Origin of the sequence: Erwinia rhapontici, from assembly GCF_012271765.1 — a bacterium.
GTDB lineage: Bacteria > Pseudomonadota > Gammaproteobacteria > Enterobacterales > Enterobacteriaceae > Erwinia > Erwinia rhapontici.
Genome location: NZ_VRKO01000005.1, coordinates 35,254 through 53,984, shown reverse-complemented (window position 1 = coordinate 53,984; position 18,731 = coordinate 35,254). Strand labels below are relative to the sequence as shown.

Genomic DNA, 18,731 nt, shown 5'->3' with positions numbered 1-18,731 from the left:
TTTTTTTCCCTCTCAGCAAAAAGTTACCCTTTAAGATATTGACTAAATTTTATAACTGCATAATCTGTAGGGCCGCTCTGGATTCAGCGCGCCTTTCTCTTGTTGATACTTTTCATAGCGATGGTCAGCCTTACTCGCAGTCTCTCGTCACACCTAACGAATAATCATTCACAATTAATGAAATATTAATCACACCTGGCATGATTAATTTTACTAATGACACCCCTCTGTTTAATTCAAATAACCCCACTCGCCAAAAACAGTGTGTTCCTGCGGTTATCAAGCGCCTAACAGCACATTCTGCTGCCAATAACCCCGGCACCAGCATGGTGCAGAGATTTGCCCGCTGCCCTATAGTGAGTCAGCTCACACTTCCTGTGCCTTCATGCATGGGTCGATAGGGTTAAAATATGGCATTATTTTGTTATTTATCATGAAGATAATTCACAAAACACGCTAAAAGGTATAAGTAAGATCGCTATTTGACCTGAGTACGCTTTCCCGATAAGTTGGAAATCCGCTGGAAGCTTTCCTAACGGGCCAGTGTCTCGGCATATCTATGCAGCAAGTAGACTCCCTCGTGATGCAAGTTATCTCCAATTTGAGACCCGGAATTTCGTGAGCAACTCATTCAAGGACGTTTAAACAAATGTCCATCAATGGAATGTTCGGAGTCACGGTGTCTGCGTTTTAGCGGCATAAAATGATACAGAGCCAGAGAAGACTGCCCGTAGCGCTCTGTGCCTGAAGAACAGTGGTAATGTCAAAAGCAGTTTAAGGAGGCCCTCAATGTCCAACTCAAAACCTTATCCCTATGGCTTGTATGATCCATCAAAAGACAGTGATAGCTGTGGCGTAGGTTTCATTACTCGTAAGGACGGCGAGCAAACTCATGAGGTTCTGCAGATGGCACACAATGCCCTGTGCACCGTTCCTCATCGCGGGGGTATGTCAGCCGAAGGCGTGGGTGATGGCGCTGGCGTCAACGTTGACCTCTCTTTGCACTTTTTCCGCAAAATTACCGGATTGCCGCTGGAAGCGGGCCGTTATGGCGTCGGTAACTTCTTTGTGCCGAAAGACAGTGCGCTACGAGCCAACGCCGAGCGCCTGGTCGAAGAAACGCTGGCCGCCTATGATTTGACGATCATCGTTAAGCGCGATATGCCGCTGGATAACAGCGTGCTGCGCCCGGCGGCGATTCAGTTCCAGTTGCCTATCGCGCAATGGGTGTTTACTGCCCCGGCCGATGTGACTAACCAGATTGATTTTGAAAAACGCATTTACCGTGCCCTGCTGGACATCGAAGCCCGCGCCTTTACTGAAAGTGAATTTGGCGGACTCTATCCGCTGTCGCTTTCCTCGCGCACGCAGGTATTTAAAGCACGTCTGAACTCCAATGAAGTGATTCCTTATTTCCAGGATCTGACCGATGCTGACCACCAGGTGCGCGGTCTGTTCTTCCATACCCGTTTTTCCACCAATACCGACCCGCACACCACCATGGCACAGCCGTTCCGCCTGATGGCGCACAACGGTGAACTGAACACTGACCGTAAAAACCGCATTGCAGAATCTGCACTTGCGCTGGCACGCGGTAAGAAGATCGTGCGTCCAAAAGGCCAGTCAGACAGCTCCCGTCTTGACCAGAGCATCCACAGCCGCCTGATGGAAGATAACCTGGACCTGATCACCGCCGTGGTATCGATGATGCCGCCAGCATGGGAAAACGATCCATCATTGTCTGCTGAAGTACGTGCGATGCTGGAATATTTCTCACTGTACGAAGAGAAGAATGACGGCCCGGCCGCTCTGATCTTCGGTAACGGCGAAGTGATTGGTGCGCGTCTTGACCGTCTGGGGCTGCGTCCCCTGCGTTCTGTCGAAACCGCTGAATATATTGGTGCGATGTCGGAAGCGGGCCAGATCGCCTTCCCACCGGAAAGCGTACTGCGCCGTGGCCGTATCGAAGCGGGCGGGATGCTCTATTACGATCACAGTGAAAAACGCAGCTACACCACCATCGAAGCGCTGGAGAAACTGGCTGCGGTGGCTGACTATCCGGCTATGCTGGCAGAGTCGCGCGTCACATTACAGGAACTCCCGGTTATTCCGGCAGAGCAACAAGGCTCGCCTCTGCGTTACAGCGGTGACCTCAAAACCTATCAGCGTTTTGTGGCTTACTACTACAACCAGGAAAGCTTCAAATTCATGATGGATCCGATGCTGACCACCGGCGCTGAGAAAATTTCAGCGATGGGTTACGGCAACGCGATTAACGCCCTGTCCGATCACGAAGGCGGCATGGCGCACTACTTCTCCCAGCGCTTTGCCCAGGTCACTAACCCACCGCTGGATTCTATCCGTGAAGTGGACGGCATGACGCTGCGCGTAGCATTAGGCGCTAAACCGCATCTCGGGCGCAGTAAAGGCCACCAGATTGTGGTTCCAACACCGATTCTGACGCATCTGGATATGCTGCAGCTGCGCGAGCAGACCGTGGCACCTTATGCCCGTTTTGAAATGCTCTACGAGCCAGTTATCGGAACCGATCTTGAAAGCCGTGCGGCCAATGCTGATGCGCTGGAAAAAGCCATTGATGCCCTGGCGCAGGATGTGGTTGATTTTGCCCGTGAACAGGGCGGCATCGCCGTTATTACTGACCGCCATATTTCCTCGACGCGTGCGGCTATCCCGATGCTGCTGATGGTGTCGGCGATCAACCAACGCCTGGTGCAGGAAGGCCTTCGTCTTGATGTCTCACTGGTGGTGGAAAGCGGTCAGAGCATCTCTTCACATCACATTGCCGCTACCCTCGGTTTCGGTGCTTCGGCGGTTTATCCGCTCGGCGTTCAGATGCGTGCTGAAGAGAAGTACGGTGAAGGCGAAGAAGGTAATAAAGCCTTTAAACGCTATGCCAAAGCCGCTGAAAAAGCCCTGATGAAAACCATGGGTAAAGTGGGTCTGTGTACCGTTGAAAGCTACAGCTGTGGCGAATTCTTTGAACCGAATTTCCTGGATACCGAAGATCGCGTGCTGAAGAAGTATTTCCCGAATATCAAAACCCCGGTGGGCGGCGCTGGCTTTGCCACCATCGCGCAGATGGCCGTTGACTGGCACCAGAGTGCGCTGCGCATTCAGGGCGAGTCTGACGTACCGTTGCTGGGGCTGTTTAAAGAGCGTGCAGAAGGTGCAGGCCACTCTTACGGAACCATTGCCGTACGTACCTTTATCGATATGACTGAGCAGCCTATCCGCTTTACCGACAAAGCCCGTGAGGAGGATAATTTTATCCGCCTGATGACGCTGGCCAAGCTGGATAATGCCTTCAATATCAAAGCGAAGTCCTTTACTGACAGCAGCTTCGAACGCATCCCGAATGAGGTGATCGATAACTTCACCATCACCGCTGATTACCGCCAGTTCTCCAGCCTGATGCTGGAAGAGCGTAAACGTCGCCCGGCGGCCCTGCGTGATATTCTCGCCCTGCCGGCAGACTTAACGCACGTGGACAGTGAAGCAGAATTCACCCGTAAGCTGGGACGCTACTCGCTGGTCAACAACGGCTTTGCCGTGCGTGGGCTGGAGTGTGAAGCGACAGAAGGCAGCGACGATCGGTTTACGCTGCGCCTGACTGATGCCATCGTCGGCCTGAAAAGCGAGTATGACCGTTTGACCACGCTCTCCGTCGTCCTGAAAAAACGCTTTGGTGACGCGATTCAGCATGTCGAAGTGGCGGCGGATGCTCTGCACCTGACGGCAACCGGAAAAGCAGCAGATTATCTGTCACGCATCTTCACGATCTCTCCGGCACTGCCATTGAGTGAAGTGCAGCCCGCTCACGAAATTACCCGTACCTTTGCCTCTGGCGCGATGAGCCACGGTGCGCTGGTCGCCCCGGCACACGAAGCCGTTGCTCACGGCACCAACATGGTGGGCGGCATGAGTAACTGCGGTGAAGGCGGTGAACACTACTCACGCCATGGGACCATTCGTGCTTCACGTATCAAGCAGCTGGCATCCGGTCGTTTCGGCGTCTGGGCCGCCTATCTGGCTGACCCTATGCTCGAAGAGCTGGAAATCAAGATTGGCCAGGGCGCAAAACCGGGTGAAGGCGGCCAGTTACCGGCAGCCAAAGTGACGGTAGAAATCGCGGCGGCACGTGGTGGTACACCGGGCGTGGAGCTGGTTTCACCTCCTCCGCACCATGACACCTATTCGATTGAAGATCTGGCGCAGCTGATCCACGACTGTAAAGCGGCGCGTGTGCGTGTCATCGTCAAACTGGTTTCCTCTGAAGGTATCGGCACCATTGCCGTTGGCGTGGCGAAAGCCGGTGCCGATGTCATCAACGTTGCCGGTAACACCGGGGGAACCGGGGCAGCCTCGGTCACCAGCCTGAAATACACCGGGCGCGTGGCAGAAATCGGCATCGCCGAAGTGCATCAGGCGCTGTGTGCCAACGGCCTGCGTGAAAAAGTGCTGCTGCGCTGCTCTGGCGCACAGCAGACAGGTAGCGACGTGGTGAAATCCGCGCTGCTGGGCGGCGACAGTTTCGAGTTCGGTACCACTGCACTGATGATGCTGAAATGTGTGATGGCGAAAAACTGTAACGTGAAATGCCCGGCAGGCCTGACCACCAATGCCGAAGCCTTTGATGGCGATCCGCGCCAGCTGGCGCAGTATTTTATCAACGTTGCGCATGAAGTGCGTGAAATGCTGGCGCGTCTCGGCCTGCGTTCACTGCGCGAAGCCCGTGGCCGCTCCGATCTGCTGCACCTGATGGATCACCCACTGGAAGTCGGCAAACTGGACCTGCGTGCCATGTTGACCGTAGTGCCCGAGCTGAAAATCGCCCGTCCGGTCTATCTGGAAAAAGATTTTGAGCTGGATAACGGCTGGATTGATCTGCTGAACGATCAACTGGTCAGCCAGGGATCCACTGAGATCAAGCTCGGCGCAGGGATCACACTGAACAACCGTAACAAGAGCGTGGGCGGTCAGTTGGCTATCGACATTGAGCGCCTGCTGAACCATACACTGAACGCTGAGCATTTGAGCCGTATTCCGGCCGCGCTGCTGGACGATCGCGGGCGCCGCTATCTGGCACCGGCGACGATCACTATCTCTACCTCCGGTTCTGCTGGCCAGTCCTACGGCGTGTTCTGTAACGATGGCATGCGCCTGGAACATTACGGCACCTGTAACGACGGTGTGGGTAAGGGCCAGTGCGGCGGGGAGATTGTGGTGATGTCGCCTGGCGGCGGCTCACAGGACGCGGAAGGCAACGTGTTGATCGGTAACTTTGCCCTGTTCGGTGCCACCGGCGGGCGTCTGTACGCACAAGGCCAGGCGGGTGACCGTTTTGCCGTGCGTAACTCCGGTGCGACTGCGGTTGTTGAAGGCGTCGGTGATTTCTGCTGCGAATATATGACGAACGGTGCGGTGCTTAACCTTGGTACGTACGGTACTGGGTTTGGTAATGGCATGAGCGGCGGTTTCGCCTACCAGTACGACCCGTACGGCACGCTGGCGGGTTCTGCTGCCGGTGATTCCGTGATGCTGGGTTCCATCACCGATGACAACGAGATGGCACGCGTTCATAAAGAAGCGGTACTTACCATGCTGAACTGGCATCTGGAAGCGACCTCTTCTCCGCGTGCTCAGTGGTTGCTTGATCACTGGGAAACAGAGAGCCAGCATTTCGTTTACGTGATGCCGCGTTCCCTGTTGCTGTATCAGGATGGTGCTGAAATTCTGAAAGCGAAAACCCGTAAGGATTTGCTTGAAGAACTCTCTACCGCACTTGCCGGTCATCAGGTCGCGAAATTTAAAGCGGCATGGCGTGAAGGTAAAGCCATCGCCAATGGTGCGGTTCCGGGCTACGGCGCAACGGATACCCCCGAGATGCTGGTGTTGTTAAACAACTACACCGTCCTCAGCTCTGCGCAACAGCTGGCACTTTCGCGTCTGCCGAAAGGTACTTCAGTGGAAGACCCGGCAGTTGAGAAAGCGGTACGTAACCTGCTGATGACCGAGGATTTCACGCTGATCAGCAAGTTACAGCGCCACGGTCGCGCGGCCATTGAAAGCTACAGTGATGAAGAGCTTTCCTGCCTGATTGGTGCGAAGCGCATGACCGATTATAAAGCCGCGCTGACGCAACGTAACATCCGTTCAATGGACAGTCTGGCGACGTACGGTTGGATCATGTATCAGGATGCATGCAACAGAGAAGTACTGGGACGACTGCCTGACTTTGAAGAGCTGTTTGCTCGTGCTGCACTGCCTGAACTGGCTGCCGCAGTCGGCAAATTAGCCTGATTATTGATAAGAACAGAAACTAATATTCTATAACGAGTATTCAAACGGGATTGAGTAGATAAAAGCGATGAAGATTCCTTATATTCCTGAAGATGCACCGTTTAATGGTGAGCAGAAATTTTGGCTGGCAGGCTTCCTTGCTGGTTTACATTCACGCCTGCTGGTGCTGGAAAATCAGCCGCAGGCGGCAGGCTCTGCCGCCTCCGCAGCAACGACCCAGCTTCACATCCTGTTTGGTTCCCAGACGGGTAATGCGGAAGCATTAGCACAGAGCGCCGCGAAAGCAGCGCGTGCGAAAGGCCTGGTGCCTGTCGTTCAGGGTCTGGGCGAAGTCGATATCGACGTGTTCGCGACCATGCGTCACGTGCTGGTGATCACCTCGACCTACGGTGAAGGTGAAATGCCAGATAACGCGCAGCTGTTCTGGCAGGCTATCTCTGCCAGCACAGCTCCACGTCTGGAACAGATGCACTTTGCGGTACTGGCGATTGGCGATACAGGCTACGACGGTTTCTGTCAGGCAGGTAAATTTATCGATATGCGTCTTGAGCAGCTGGGCGCAAAACGTGTCTATGACCGCATCGACTGCGATATCGACTATGAAGAGCCGTCTAACGAATGGATCGCCAGCTCCATGCCACAGTTTGCTGCCAGCGCAGGCAGCAGCGGTAATGCCCTGGAGAGCGCACCCGAAGCGCCAGTCATCCCTGGCAGCAATAAAAACAACCCTTACGCTGCTGCACTGGCGACGAACAAGCGTCTGTCCGGTGAGAACTCAGGCAAAGATATTCGTCACTTCGAGTTTGATCTGACCGACAGTGGTCTGAAGTACGAAGCGGGTGATGCGTTGGGTGTTATCCCGGTCAACGAACCGGCACTCGTCACTCTGCTGCTGACGCAGCTGAAATCAGACTACGATACACCCGTTCCTGGCTTTGAAAGAAGTCTGGGCGACCTGCTGACCTACCAGTTTGAGATCTCTGAACCTTCACGCAAGCTGATCGAATGGGTTGGCCAGAACACCACCAACCAGGAGCTGCGTCATGTCTTACAGCATGACGATAAAGATGCGCTGGGTGTGTGGCTGTGGGGTAAAGATACCCTCGACCTGCTGCAGCTGGATGTGACTCGTTCACTGAGTATTCCTGAGTTTGTTGCCCTGCTGCGTCCGTTGCAGCACCGCGCTTACTCCATTTCGTCCAGTCAGAAAGCACACCCTAATCAGGTGCATCTGACCATCGCTTCCGTTCGTTATCACAGCGCAGGCCGTGCACGTAATGGCGTCTGCTCAACTTACCTGGCTGAGCGCGTTAAACGGGGTGAAAAACCTGCGATCTTCATTTCACCGAATAAAGCGTTCCGCGTGCCGTCCAATAATGATGCTCCGCTGATCATGATTGGCCCAGGTACCGGTATTGCCCCGTTCCGTGCTTTCCTTGAAGAGCGTGAAGCGTTAAACGCTAAAGGCAAAAACTGGTTGTTCTTCGGCGATCAGCATCAGGAACACGACTATATCTATCAGGATGAACTGAATACCTGGCAGGAAAGTGGTTTACTGACGCGCCTGGACTTAGCCTTCTCACGCGATCAGGCTGAGAAAATCTACGTGCAGACTCGCATGCTGGAACAGGGTGCAGAGCTGTTTGCCTGGTTAGAAGAAGGGGCTTACTTCTATGTCTGTGGCGATGCTTCACGCATGGCTAAAGACGTCGATAAGGCGCTTTATCAGGTGATTACTCAGTTTGGTGGGATGTCTGCGGAACGTGCAGCAGATTACGTCGATCAGCTGAAGAAAGAAAAACGCTACCTGCGCGATGTCTATTAAGAGAAGTGAGGCGAACCGTAACATCGGTTCGCTCCAGAGACAGGGATAAAAAAAACGGGCCATCAGGCCCGTTTTTTATTTCACAACGCGAAGCGCCGGACGACCACCGCGCGGAGGCGGCTCATCATCAGGGCCCTCATCGTCAGAAACGCTGTCATCGGGACGATCACCATCGATCACCGACATCACCGTTTCCGGGGCAACATCCTGCCCGCCAGATGCCTCGAATTCACCCGCTTCGTCATACGCCGGTTCAGGTTCGAACATGGTACCCGCGCCGTTTTCACGGGCGTAAACCGCCAGTACCGCCGCTAATGGCACGGAAACCTGACGAGGAACACCGCCAAAACGGGCGCTGAAGCGAACTTCATCATTGCCCAACTCAAGATTGCCCACAGCACGCGGCGCAATGTTCAGAACGATCTGACCATCGCGGGCGTATTCCAGGGGCACCATCACGCCGGGCAAATTAATGTCGACGACCAGATGCGGCGTAAGATTGTTGTCGAGCAACCACTCATAAAAAGCGCGCAGCAAATAAGGACGACGTGCGGTAAGTTGGGACATTTCCATCGTAATCAGCCCCGCGTATGCAGGCGCATTTCACGTTCTGCTTCAGTCAGGGAAGCCAGGAAGGAATCACGCTCGAAGACACGCGTCATATAGCCTTTCAGCTCTTTTGAACCCGCACCAATCAGCTCAATACCCATCTGCGGTAAACGCCACAACAGCGGAGCCAGATAGCAGTCAACCAGGCTGAACTCTTCGCTCATAAAGAACGGCGTACGTGCGAACAGCGGAGCGATTGCCAGCAGCTCTTCACGCAGTTGCTTACGTGCCGCTTCAGCTTCCTGCGCGGTACCGTTTTCAACTTTACGCATCAGGCTGTACCAGTCCTGCTCGACGCGGTGCATCATCAGGCGGCTTTCACCACGCGCTACCGGGTACACCGGCATCAATGGTGGATGCGGGAAACGCTCGTCCAGATATTCCATGATGATGCGCGATTCATACAGCGTCAGCTCGCGATCAACGAGGGTGGGTACGGTACGGTACGGGTTGAGGTCGATCAGATCCTGCGGCAGGTTATCCGTTTCAACCTGCTCGATCTCGACACTAACACCCTTCTCAGCCAGTACAATGCGTACCTGGTGGCTGAAAATGTCAGTCGGACCAGAAAACAGCGTCATTACCGAACGTTTGTTGGCAGCGACAGCCATGTAAACCTCCAAGTTTATCGAGAAAATTACTGCGAATAGCCATCCACGTGGCGACTCATCATTGCCACCAGCCCGAAGATTGACCGATTCCTGGTACACAGGATACACGCGTCATTGCCCGGCCAATGGGCACAAAGTGACACATAGTCTACCAGATTTTAGTCAGCTTGTGGGGGGTCGCAGACGGAATTGCAGGGGAAAATGGTAAAGCGGTGTGTGTTTCGCGCTTTTTGCACTAGAAGAAAATAAAAAACCCGGCGCCAGGCACCGGGTTTTCCGATAATCGATTCTGCCTGAGCAGAAAAAATTAACGTTTGGAGAACTGAGGACGACGACGTGCTTTACGCAGACCGACTTTCTTACGTTCAACCTGACGAGCATCACGAGTAACGAAGCCTGCTTTACGCAGTTCGCCACGCAGTGACTCGTCGTACTCCATCAGAGCGCGTGTGATACCATGACGGATCGCACCAGCCTGACCAGAGATACCACCACCTTTAACAGTGATGTACAGATCAAATTTACCTACCATGTCCAGAAGTTCCAGCGGCTGGCGAACTACCATGCGGGCAGTTTCGCGACCGAAGTACTGTTCTAAAGAACGCTGGTTGATAACGATGTTACCGCTACCCGGCTTAATGAAGACGCGTGCGGAAGAGCTTTTGCGGCGACCAGTGCCGTAGTTTTGATTCTCAGCCATTGCCTGTAATCCCGATTAAATGTCAAGAACTTGCGGTTGCTGTGCCGCATGGTTGTGCTCGTTGCCCGCGTAAACTTTCAGTTTACGGTACATAGCACGGCCCAGCGGGCCCTTTGGCAGCATGCCTTTAACCGCGATTTCAATCACACGCTCAGGACGGCGAGCAATCATCTCTTCGAAGGTCGCTTGCTTGATACCACCGACGAAGCCGGTGTGATGGTAATAAATCTTGTCAGTACGCTTGTTACCGGTTACGGCAACTTTCTCAGCGTTCAGAACGATGATGTAATCACCAGTATCGACGTGCGGAGTGTATTCCGCTTTGTGCTTACCGCGCAGACGACGAGCCAGTTCGGTCGCTAAACGACCTAAGGTTTTGCCTGTTGCGTCAACAACATACCAGTCACGTTGGACGGTTTCTGGCTTAGCTGTAAAAGTTTTCATCTAAAAGCTTACCCAAATTAAGTTACACGTTGGTGAAATCCCAAACGCTTGAATAAACGGTTGGAGCTCACACGACCATCTTGACCAGCAAGCCCACCCCTTCGGATAGAGTTACTGGAACACAAAGAGTTTTGGGAAAAAAACCTTTGCTGTAACGTGGGGTCGCAAGATTATAGAGAACTCGCACGCAAAGAGCGAACGTTTTCTACGATAAAATTACCATCACGTCACCGTAATGAGAGGCTCAGGGTAAATGCGGCAGCCGCAGGTACTCTTCGCTCTGCATCTCTTGTAAGCGGGAGACACAGCGCTGGTACTCGAACTTCAGCCTCGTACCCTGGTAAATCTCATAAAGTGATGTTTCTGCCGAGACCACCAGCTTCACATGACGCTCGTAGAATTCATCCACCAACGCCAGGAAACGTCGAGCCTGGTCTTCAGTCTTGTAAATCATCACCGGCACATCATACAGCAATACGCTGTGGAAGCGGCGCGACAGTTCAATATAGTCATGCTGGCTACGTCCTTCCCCACATAACGTAAGAAAACTCATCGCCAGCACGCCTTCTGCCATTCCCAGCGTCGGCAGCTGACGATGGTTAATCTCGAGCGGCTCATGATGTTCCCGCGGCTTACCCGCCAGCGCGACAAACATCCGTTCCATCTCTTTTGACGTCTCTTCACCCAACGGCGTCATCCACAGGTGTGCAGACGTCAGCGTGCGCAGGCGATAATCAATCCCCGCATCCACATTCATGATTTCACAATGCTGTTTAATCATCTCAATGGCAGGCATAAAACGTGCCCGTTGCAAACCGTTACGATAGAGATCGTCCGGGGGAATGTTTGATGTCGCAACCAGCGTAATACCCCGACTGAATAGCGCTTCCATCAGTGTGCCAAGCAGCATGGCATCGGTGATATCTGAGACAAAAAACTCATCAAAACACAGCAGGTCCGTTTCGGCTTTAAAGCGATCGGCAACGATTTGTAACGGATCACTTTGGCCCTGCAACTCGGTCAACTCCTGATGCACCCGCAGCATAAAGCGGTGGAAGTGCAGTCGCTGCTTGCGCTCGCCAGGAATAGCCCGAAAAAACATATCCATTAGCCAGGTCTTGCCACGCCCAACGCCGCCCCACATATACAGACCACGCGCAGGTGTCTGAACATCATTTTTACTTTTTCCCAGCAGCTTATTAAGCTTACCGAATAACCCACCGCTGGCAGCGGATGCGGGCGGGCTGATACGGGTTAATGCCTGATAGATACCGTCTAAGCGGGTCATCGCGGCACGTTGTACGTCATCGGCCTGATACTCGCCGTTTTCCAGCGCCTGCTGATACAGCGCCAGAGGAGACATCGTTTGCATAATGTTGTCACATTCCCTGAAAAATGGTCTTGCCGGGTGGTTGATTGTCGAAAAAAAAGTCGTTCTACACTAAGCGAAGCTGCCGCAGGATTCCACTTCCGTGAGATTAGCGGTTATAGTGGCGGGTATGAGTTGGAAAGGCCCTACGGAACAACGAAGACAATATGGGAGTTATTATGACCTGGGAATATGCGCTTATTGGGTTAGTGGTTGGGATTATTATTGGTGCGGTCGCCATGCGTTTCGGCAATAAGAAACTGCGTGAGCAACGCAGCCTGCAGTATGAACTGGAAAAGAGTAAAGCCGAGCTGGCTGACTATCGTGAAGAGCTGACGAATCATTTTGCCCACAGCGCAGAGCTGCTGGACAATATGGCTCGCGACTATCGCCAGCTGTATCAGCATATGGCGAAAGGGTCGAACGACTTGCTGCCAAACCTGCCGGGTGAAAAAAACCCGTTTGCCTATCAGCTGACCGAATCCGAAGCGGATAACGATCAGGTGCCAGTGCAAATGCCGCGTGATTACCCGGACAGCGCTTCTGGCCTGCTGCGTGGCGATCGCGCTGCCAAATAATTTTTATTGGGGGTGCCTGGCACCCTCTCGTTTCTGAACGGTCATACCTGTATCACTCAACATATAGCCTGCAATTCCGGGTACACCTTTATTTATTCCCCTGGTAGCGAGAGCTGAGTCCCGATGAAGAAGAAATCATTTCTGTTAAGCGCACTGGCATTAAGTATTGGCGTCAATCTGGCCGTGGTCCCTGCGACCCAGGCATCGCTGCCTTCCCAGATTCAGGGACAACCGTTGCCGAGCCTGGCACCGATGTTGGAAAAAGTTCTGCCTGCCGTGGTCAGCGTTCACGTTGAGGGAACCGAGAGCGACAGCAAACAGCAACAGATCCCCGAGCAGTTAAAGCGCTTCTTCGAACAGAACGGCCAGGATGGTGCACAAGGTGACGAAAAATCACAAGAGTTTGAAGGACTGGCGTCAGGTGTGATCATTGATGCGGCAAAAGGTTACGTGCTGACCAATAACCACGTGGTTAACGGCGCAGACAAAATCAGCGTGCAGCTGAGCGACGGCCGCGAGTTCGATGCCAAACTGGTTGGCCACGATGAGCAGACCGATATTGCGCTCATCCAGCTCAATGGCGCCACGAAGCTAACGCAAGTTAAAATTGCCGACTCTGACCAGCTTAAAGTCGGGGATTTTGCCGTTGCGATCGGTAATCCGTTTGGACTGGGTCAGACCGCCACCTCAGGAATTGTCTCTGCCCTGGGGCGCAGTGGGCTGAACCTGGAAGGGTTGGAAAACTTTATCCAGACCGATGCGGCCATCAACCGGGGTAACTCCGGTGGAGCGCTGGTGAATCTCAATGGTGAACTGATCGGCCTGAACACGGCTATTCTGGCCTCCAGCGGCGGCAATATCGGCATTGGCTTTGCTATCCCCAGTAATATGGCGATGGGCCTTGCACAGCAGTTGATGCAGTTTGGCGAAGTTAAGCGTGGCCAGTTGGGAATCAAAGGCACCGAGATGACCGCTGAGATGGCGAAAGCCTTTAATGTCGACGTTCAACGTGGCGCTTTCGTCAACGAAGTATTACCCCAGTCCGCCGCGGCCAAAGCAGGCATCAAAGCCGGTGACATCATTACCAGCGTCGACGGTAAAGCCATCGCCAACTTTGCGGAACTGCGGGTGAAAATCGGCACCACCCCGCCGGGCCAGGATGTGAAGATCGGCCTGTTACGTGATGCTAAGCCACTCACCGTAACGGTGAAGCTGGATAACAGCACCCAGAGTAGCGCTGGCGCAGAGCTGACAACGCCAGCTTTACAGGGCGCGACACTCAGTGATGGAGCGGCCAAAGACGGCACCAAAGGGGTGAAAGTCGATGAGGTTGAGAAATCGACTCCCGCCGCCCAGTTTGGTCTGCAGAAAGACGATGTGATTGTTGGCGTCAACCGTACGCCAGTTCAGAACCTGGCCGAACTGCGTAAACTGCTGGAAGCAAAACCACCGCTACTGGCACTGAGCGTGATGCGCGGTGAAGAGAATATCTACCTGCTCCTGCCTTAACCCTCTTGCGCAGACACGGGCTACTGTGTCTGCGTAACTCATGCTATTCTGCCAGTCGTTCTTTCATTCACCGCTTAAGACCATGTTTCTTAAAATTTTGCGTTCAGTGATCTTTGGCCTGATTGTGGCCGGTATTCTTCTGGTAGCCGTACCGAGCCTCAGGCTTGGGGGCGACCTGTTGCCGCGCTCCAGCTCCAGTACCAGCACCACCAGTGAAGAACCTGTCAGTTACAATGCCGGGGTCCGCCGCGCGGCACCTGCCGTGGTCTATGTCTATAACCACAGCGCCAGCGGCTCAACAGATGTCCTGGGCTCAGGCGTAATAATGGATCCTCGTGGCTATATCCTGACCAATAAACATGTGATTAATGATGCCAGTCAGATTATCGTTAATCTGCAGGATGGACGCTCCTTTGAAGCCATGCTGGTCGGGTCAGATACGCTGACCGACCTGGCCGTGCTGAAAATCAATGCCTCCAGTTTGCCGGTGATCCCCATCAACCCGCAACGAGTCGCACACGTTGGCGACCTGGTAATGGCGATTGGTAACCCCTACAACATCGGACAAACCGTCACCCAGGGCATTATCGGTGCCACGGGGCGCGTTGGCCTCAGCCCTTCCCGTCATCAGGATTTCCTGCAAACAGATGCCTCGATTAACCGTGGCAACTCTGGCGGTGCGCTGATTAATTCTCTGGGTGAACTGATGGGGATTAATACGCTATCGTTTGATAAAAGTAGCAACGGTGAAACACCGGAAGGGCTGGGGTTTGCTATCCCCACCAAACTGGCGACTAAGGTGATGGAAAAGCTGATCCGCGATGGTCGGGTGATCCGTGGCTATATCGGTATCACGGGCCAGGAATTCCGACGCTCCAGTGGGCTGGAGACAGGAATAGAGCACCCTCAGCTTCAGGGTATCGTCGTTACCTATGTTAAAGCTGGTGGGCCCGCCGATATTGCCGGTATTCATGTCAATGACACGATTACCCGGGTCAACAACGTTCAGGCGGCTTCACCGCTGGAAACGATGGATCAGGTGGCGGAAATACGCCCGGGAACGGTGATTAACGTAGAAATCAGCCGTGAGGGTAAAAAGATGACGCTGCCAGTCACGGTTCAGGAATACCCGGAAGAGAATCAGACGCAGTAGTTTGACAGACATCCACCCCGGACAGAGCCGGGGTGAACAGCACCGTTACGGGTGCCATATATGAAGGGGTAAGTTACTTAACGAACTCTTCGCCGAGAGTAATATCCTTCTTCAGCGTGTCCAGCATGCCATCCAGCGACTGCTGTTCAAACGCACTCAGTGCACCGATCGGACGACGTTCGACAATACCGTTTTTGCCCAGCAGCAACGGCTGTGAGAAGAAACGCGCATACTCGCCATCTCCTTCAACATAAGCACATTCAACAATGTTGCTTTCGCCTTTCAGAGCACGCACCAGAGACAAACCAAAGACCGCAGCCGCGTGGCCCATCGACAAAGTTGCAGAGCCGCCACCCGCTTTTGCCTCGACCACTTCAGTACCCGCATTCTGAATACGTTTCGTCAGTTCAGCGGCTTCCTGCTCGGTAAATGTCACGCCAGGGATCTGCGACAGCAATGGCAGGATCGTCACGCCGGAGTGTCCACCAACCACCGGCACATTGAGTTCTTCAGGCTGCTTGCCTTTCAAGGCAGCAACAAATGTGTTCGAACGAATGATATCGAGGGTCGTGATACCAAAAAGTTTATTTTTGTCGTAAACACCTGCTTTCTTCAGCACTTCAGCAGCAATCGCTACCGTGGTATTGACCGGGTTTGTGATGATACCAATCAGTGCTTTTGGGCTGGTTGAGGCGACCTGCTCAATCAGATTACGCACAATGCCGGCATTTACGTTGAAAAGATCTGAACGATCCATACCAGGTTTACGTGCAACACCAGCAGAAATCAGCACTACGTCAGCACCCTTAAGCGCAGGAGTCGCATCTTCACCGCTGAAACCTTCAATTTTGACTGCTGTAGGGATATGGCTTAAATCAACCGCGACACCGGGGGTAACCGGAGCGATATCATAGAGGGAGAGTTCTGAGCCTGCCGGAAGCTGAGTTTTAAGCAGGAGGGCCAAAGCCTGACCAATACCACCTGCTGCACCGAGGACCGCAACTTTCATCCTAAACTCCTTATTATTTTTTGAACATTACATGTGCCGGGAAATCAGTATACAAATACATCGTGATTGGGCGTTACATTACACCTTTAGCGCGTTGTGGAACAACCTCAACATTATAACAAAGTGTTCACAAAGTGCGCATTTCAGCACGGCGTCAGCACGTTTTTTTTCGCCGATAAAATTTGGTAAACTGTTGCGGAGACGGCCTTGAATGGCTCCGCGCCCGATTTCTCATTTGCATAAACATTCATTTTATTGCATATTAATGTAATATCCCGCTGAGGGTATCCCTTGATAACCCCCTTTTATCGGTAACCTATGCGTAACCCATCAAAACAAGAAGACCTGATCAAGGCATTCAAAGCCTTACTCAAGGAAGAAAAATTCAGCTCGCAGGGCGAGATTGTCAGCGCACTGCAAGAAGAAGGCTTCGAGAATATCAATCAGTCGAAAGTGTCACGTATGCTGACGAAGTTCGGCGCAGTGCGCACGCGCAATGCAAAAATGGAGATGGTTTACTGCCTGCCAGCAGAACTGGGCGTGCCGACCACCACCAGTCCGCTAAAAAACCTGGTACTGGATATCGACTTTAACGATGCACTGGTTGTGATTCACACCAGCCCGGGTGCCGCACAGTTGATTGCACGCCTGCTGGATTCACTGGGTAAAGCAGAAGGTATTCTTGGAACCATCGCCGGAGATGACACCATCTTTATTACGCCTGCACGCGCCTTCTCGGTGAAGCAACTCTACGATGCGGTGCTGGTTCTCTTCGAGCAAGAGTTATAAGGCACCACTGGCGTTAACCTGGCGGCAACACCCGCTGTCCATGCATTTTACTTAGGGCTGATACTGATCGGCCCTTTTTTATTTCCCTGATAAAACAACCAACAGCAGAATATCCCACTCCCTTCTCACCCGGCTCCTTGCGGCTACCACTGCCAAAAATTCTTTCAGCAATGTGATCAACCCCTAATAAGCGCACAAATCGCTAATGTCACGCAGTGCGATGTTTTTACACGTATTTAACAGGGGGCGGGTAAAATATAAGCGTTTTTTATAACGGCTGGTTATTAAAAATGCCATAACGCCAGAAGAATCCCAACAAAAAATTATTAGCGTGCTATTAATTTTTTACGTTATTAGATCTATACTTGTTTTCGTGATGCAAATCACAGTACGTAAAAAGATAAAAACAGTTGACGAGGAAAATATCATGAACGTTAAAACTACTATTGCTGCATTGAGCGTGTTATCTGCGCTGTCATTTGGTTCTTTTGCCGCTGAATCTGTTAACGCCGATCAGGCTAAGAATCTGCAATCTATCGGCGTCATTAGCGTCAGCGGTGTCGCCGGATCGCCGATGGATATCCATCAGGCTCTGAATAATAAAGCAACTGAGAAAGGCGCCAGCGCTTACCGCGTTATCGAAGACTATGAGAACGGTAACTGGCACGCGACAGCGGAATTGTACAAATAATTCAGTCAGTCACCTGGACGTCTATTTATTAGTTAATTAATTAATGAAATACGGTAACCCCAAGTATAAAAAACGCTTTTAAGCCCTTTCGGTTACCGCGAAACCCTAATTCTGGAGTCATCATCATGAAAACCACTTTTACCATCGCTGCATTGAGTCTTGCTTCTGTTCTGTCATTCGGCGCCAGCGCCGCGAATCTGGTGACCAATGAGCAGGTCGCCAGCCAGAACCTGCAATCTGTCGGCACCGTAAGCGTCAGCGGTATCGACGGAACGCCAATGGATATCCGTCATGCGCTGTCAGAGAAAGCGGACCAGCAGGGCGCAACCTCTTACCGTGTCATCGAAGCACGTAACGACGGTAACTATCACGCCACCGCTGAACTGTATAAATAACACCGTATCGGGTGCTGCTGCACCCATCCGTGACATGACTGCGGTCATGATGTTGAATCCGCAGGTTGTTGGTCACAATGAGGAGATTAATCATGAAAATTAAAACAACCATCGCTGCATTGGGTCTGTTTTCTGTCGTCAGCTTTGGCGCATCTGCTGCACAGCTGGTCAACAGCCAACAGGCTGAAAATCTGCAATCTGCGGGGACAATTACGTTGAGTGGCGTGGCGGGTACACCGTCGGATATTCGTCAGCAGCTGTCACAAAAAGCCGATCGTGAAGGTGCCAGTGCTTATCGCATTATTGAAGCACGTAATCAGGACAGCTGGCACGCCACCGCCGAGCTCTATAAGTAATTCCTCGTCAATGCACTGCCCATGATGGGCAGGCCAGACGACCTTTTTGGCCCCGTTCGCCGGGGCCCTTTTTTTGCCCTTTTTACCTGACGTTAAAGCGGAGCTGGCCCTCAAGTTCCTCTTCCGCTTCATCAAAGAGCAAAATCAGTGCGCCATATCGTCGTTTCTGACCACTTCCCAGATGGATAAACTCAATCTCCAGCGGTAGCGGCACCTGCGGCTGAATGATGGCATCCCACAGGCTATCCAAATCGCTTATCACACTCGCCGTTAATGCAAACCGTTCACTGAACTGGCGGTAGAAATGCGCCTGGTCGACAATCACATTAAAATCGAAACTCTCTTTTCTCATGCTGGCTGCTCCGCAGGACA

At 52.7% G+C, this 18,731-nt stretch carries 16 protein-coding genes; 9 read left to right on the top strand and 7 right to left on the bottom strand.

Going from position 1 to position 18,731, the window contains the following annotated elements; all coding sequences use genetic code 11:
* Positions 1–789: 789 nt before the first annotated feature.
* The gene (locus FVB43_RS03390) at positions 790–6,321 is read left to right on the top strand and encodes a glutamate synthase-related protein (RefSeq protein WP_167863382.1); all 5,532 of its coding nucleotides are present in this window, start codon (positions 790–792) and stop codon (positions 6,319–6,321) included.
* A gap of 67 nt (positions 6,322–6,388) precedes the next feature.
* A complete protein-coding gene (locus FVB43_RS03385) occupies positions 6,389–8,146 on the top strand; it encodes a sulfite reductase subunit alpha (protein ID WP_133844121.1) in 1,758 nt (585 codons plus the stop codon).
* Between the two features lie 75 nt (positions 8,147–8,221).
* Here the strand turns inward: FVB43_RS03385 and sspB are convergent, their stop codons facing one another.
* From sspB to zapE, 5 genes are all read right to left on the bottom strand, one after another.
* Positions 8,222–8,719, bottom strand: coding sequence for a ClpXP protease specificity-enhancing factor (sspB, locus tag FVB43_RS03380; protein ID WP_133844123.1), 498 nt, complete (start codon positions 8,717–8,719; stop codon positions 8,222–8,224).
* A gap of 5 nt (positions 8,720–8,724) precedes the next feature.
* Positions 8,725–9,366, bottom strand: a complete 642-nt coding sequence (gene sspA, locus FVB43_RS03375) for a stringent starvation protein SspA (protein ID WP_133844125.1) — start codon at positions 9,364–9,366, stop codon at positions 8,725–8,727.
* Between the two features lie 307 nt (positions 9,367–9,673).
* Positions 9,674–10,066 carry a 30S ribosomal protein S9 gene (gene rpsI / locus FVB43_RS03370; protein ID WP_004168023.1) on the bottom strand — a complete coding sequence of 131 codons (393 nt, stop codon included), beginning with the start codon at positions 10,064–10,066 and terminating at the stop codon, positions 9,674–9,676.
* 15 nt (positions 10,067–10,081) lie between these two features.
* A complete protein-coding gene (rplM, locus tag FVB43_RS03365) occupies positions 10,082–10,510 on the bottom strand; it encodes a 50S ribosomal protein L13 (protein WP_056231094.1) in 429 nt (142 codons plus the stop codon).
* 244 nt (positions 10,511–10,754) lie between these two features.
* Positions 10,755–11,882, bottom strand: coding sequence for a cell division protein ZapE (gene zapE, locus FVB43_RS03360; RefSeq protein ID WP_133844127.1), 1,128 nt, complete (start codon positions 11,880–11,882; stop codon positions 10,755–10,757).
* A gap of 176 nt (positions 11,883–12,058) precedes the next feature.
* Between zapE and zapG the strand changes: the two genes are divergently transcribed.
* The 3 genes from zapG (at position 12,059) to degS (ending at position 15,119) form a co-directional block, all read left to right on the top strand.
* Positions 12,059–12,457, top strand: a complete 399-nt coding sequence (gene zapG / locus FVB43_RS03355) for a Z-ring associated protein ZapG (protein ID WP_133844129.1) — start codon at positions 12,059–12,061, stop codon at positions 12,455–12,457.
* Between the two features lie 123 nt (positions 12,458–12,580).
* A complete protein-coding gene (degQ, locus tag FVB43_RS03350; protein WP_133844131.1) occupies positions 12,581–13,966 on the top strand; it encodes a serine endoprotease DegQ in 1,386 nt (461 codons plus the stop codon).
* A gap of 82 nt (positions 13,967–14,048) precedes the next feature.
* Positions 14,049–15,119 (top strand): outer membrane-stress sensor serine endopeptidase DegS, encoded by a 1,071-nt coding sequence (gene degS / locus FVB43_RS03345; RefSeq protein ID WP_133844133.1) that lies wholly within the window; start codon positions 14,049–14,051, stop codon positions 15,117–15,119.
* A 73-nt stretch (positions 15,120–15,192) separates the two neighbouring features.
* On the opposite strand, the gene mdh is transcribed toward degS, so the two are convergent.
* Positions 15,193–16,128 (bottom strand): malate dehydrogenase, encoded by a 936-nt coding sequence (gene mdh, locus FVB43_RS03340; RefSeq protein ID WP_133844135.1) that lies wholly within the window; start codon positions 16,126–16,128, stop codon positions 15,193–15,195.
* A 318-nt stretch (positions 16,129–16,446) separates the two neighbouring features.
* Between mdh and argR the strand changes: the two genes are divergently transcribed.
* The 4 genes from argR to yhcN (FVB43_RS03320) all read left to right on the top strand — a co-directional run bounded on the left by argR (position 16,447) and on the right by yhcN (FVB43_RS03320) (position 18,359).
* A complete protein-coding gene (gene argR, locus FVB43_RS03335) occupies positions 16,447–16,917 on the top strand; it encodes a transcriptional regulator ArgR (RefSeq protein ID WP_133844137.1) in 471 nt (156 codons plus the stop codon).
* A 427-nt stretch (positions 16,918–17,344) separates the two neighbouring features.
* A complete protein-coding gene (yhcN, locus tag FVB43_RS03330) occupies positions 17,345–17,608 on the top strand; it encodes a peroxide/acid stress response protein YhcN (protein WP_133844139.1) in 264 nt (87 codons plus the stop codon).
* 125 nt (positions 17,609–17,733) lie between these two features.
* The gene (yhcN, locus tag FVB43_RS03325) at positions 17,734–18,003 is read left to right on the top strand and encodes a peroxide/acid stress response protein YhcN (RefSeq protein WP_133844141.1); all 270 of its coding nucleotides are present in this window, start codon (positions 17,734–17,736) and stop codon (positions 18,001–18,003) included.
* A 92-nt stretch (positions 18,004–18,095) separates the two neighbouring features.
* Entirely contained in the window at positions 18,096–18,359 is a 264-nt protein-coding gene (yhcN, locus tag FVB43_RS03320) for a peroxide/acid stress response protein YhcN (protein WP_133844143.1), read from the top strand.
* A gap of 82 nt (positions 18,360–18,441) precedes the next feature.
* Here yhcN (FVB43_RS03320) and FVB43_RS03315 read toward each other — a convergent pair whose 3' ends face one another.
* A complete protein-coding gene (locus tag FVB43_RS03315; RefSeq protein ID WP_133844145.1) occupies positions 18,442–18,711 on the bottom strand; it encodes a barstar family protein in 270 nt (89 codons plus the stop codon).
* Between the last annotated feature and the right edge of the window lie 20 nt (positions 18,712–18,731).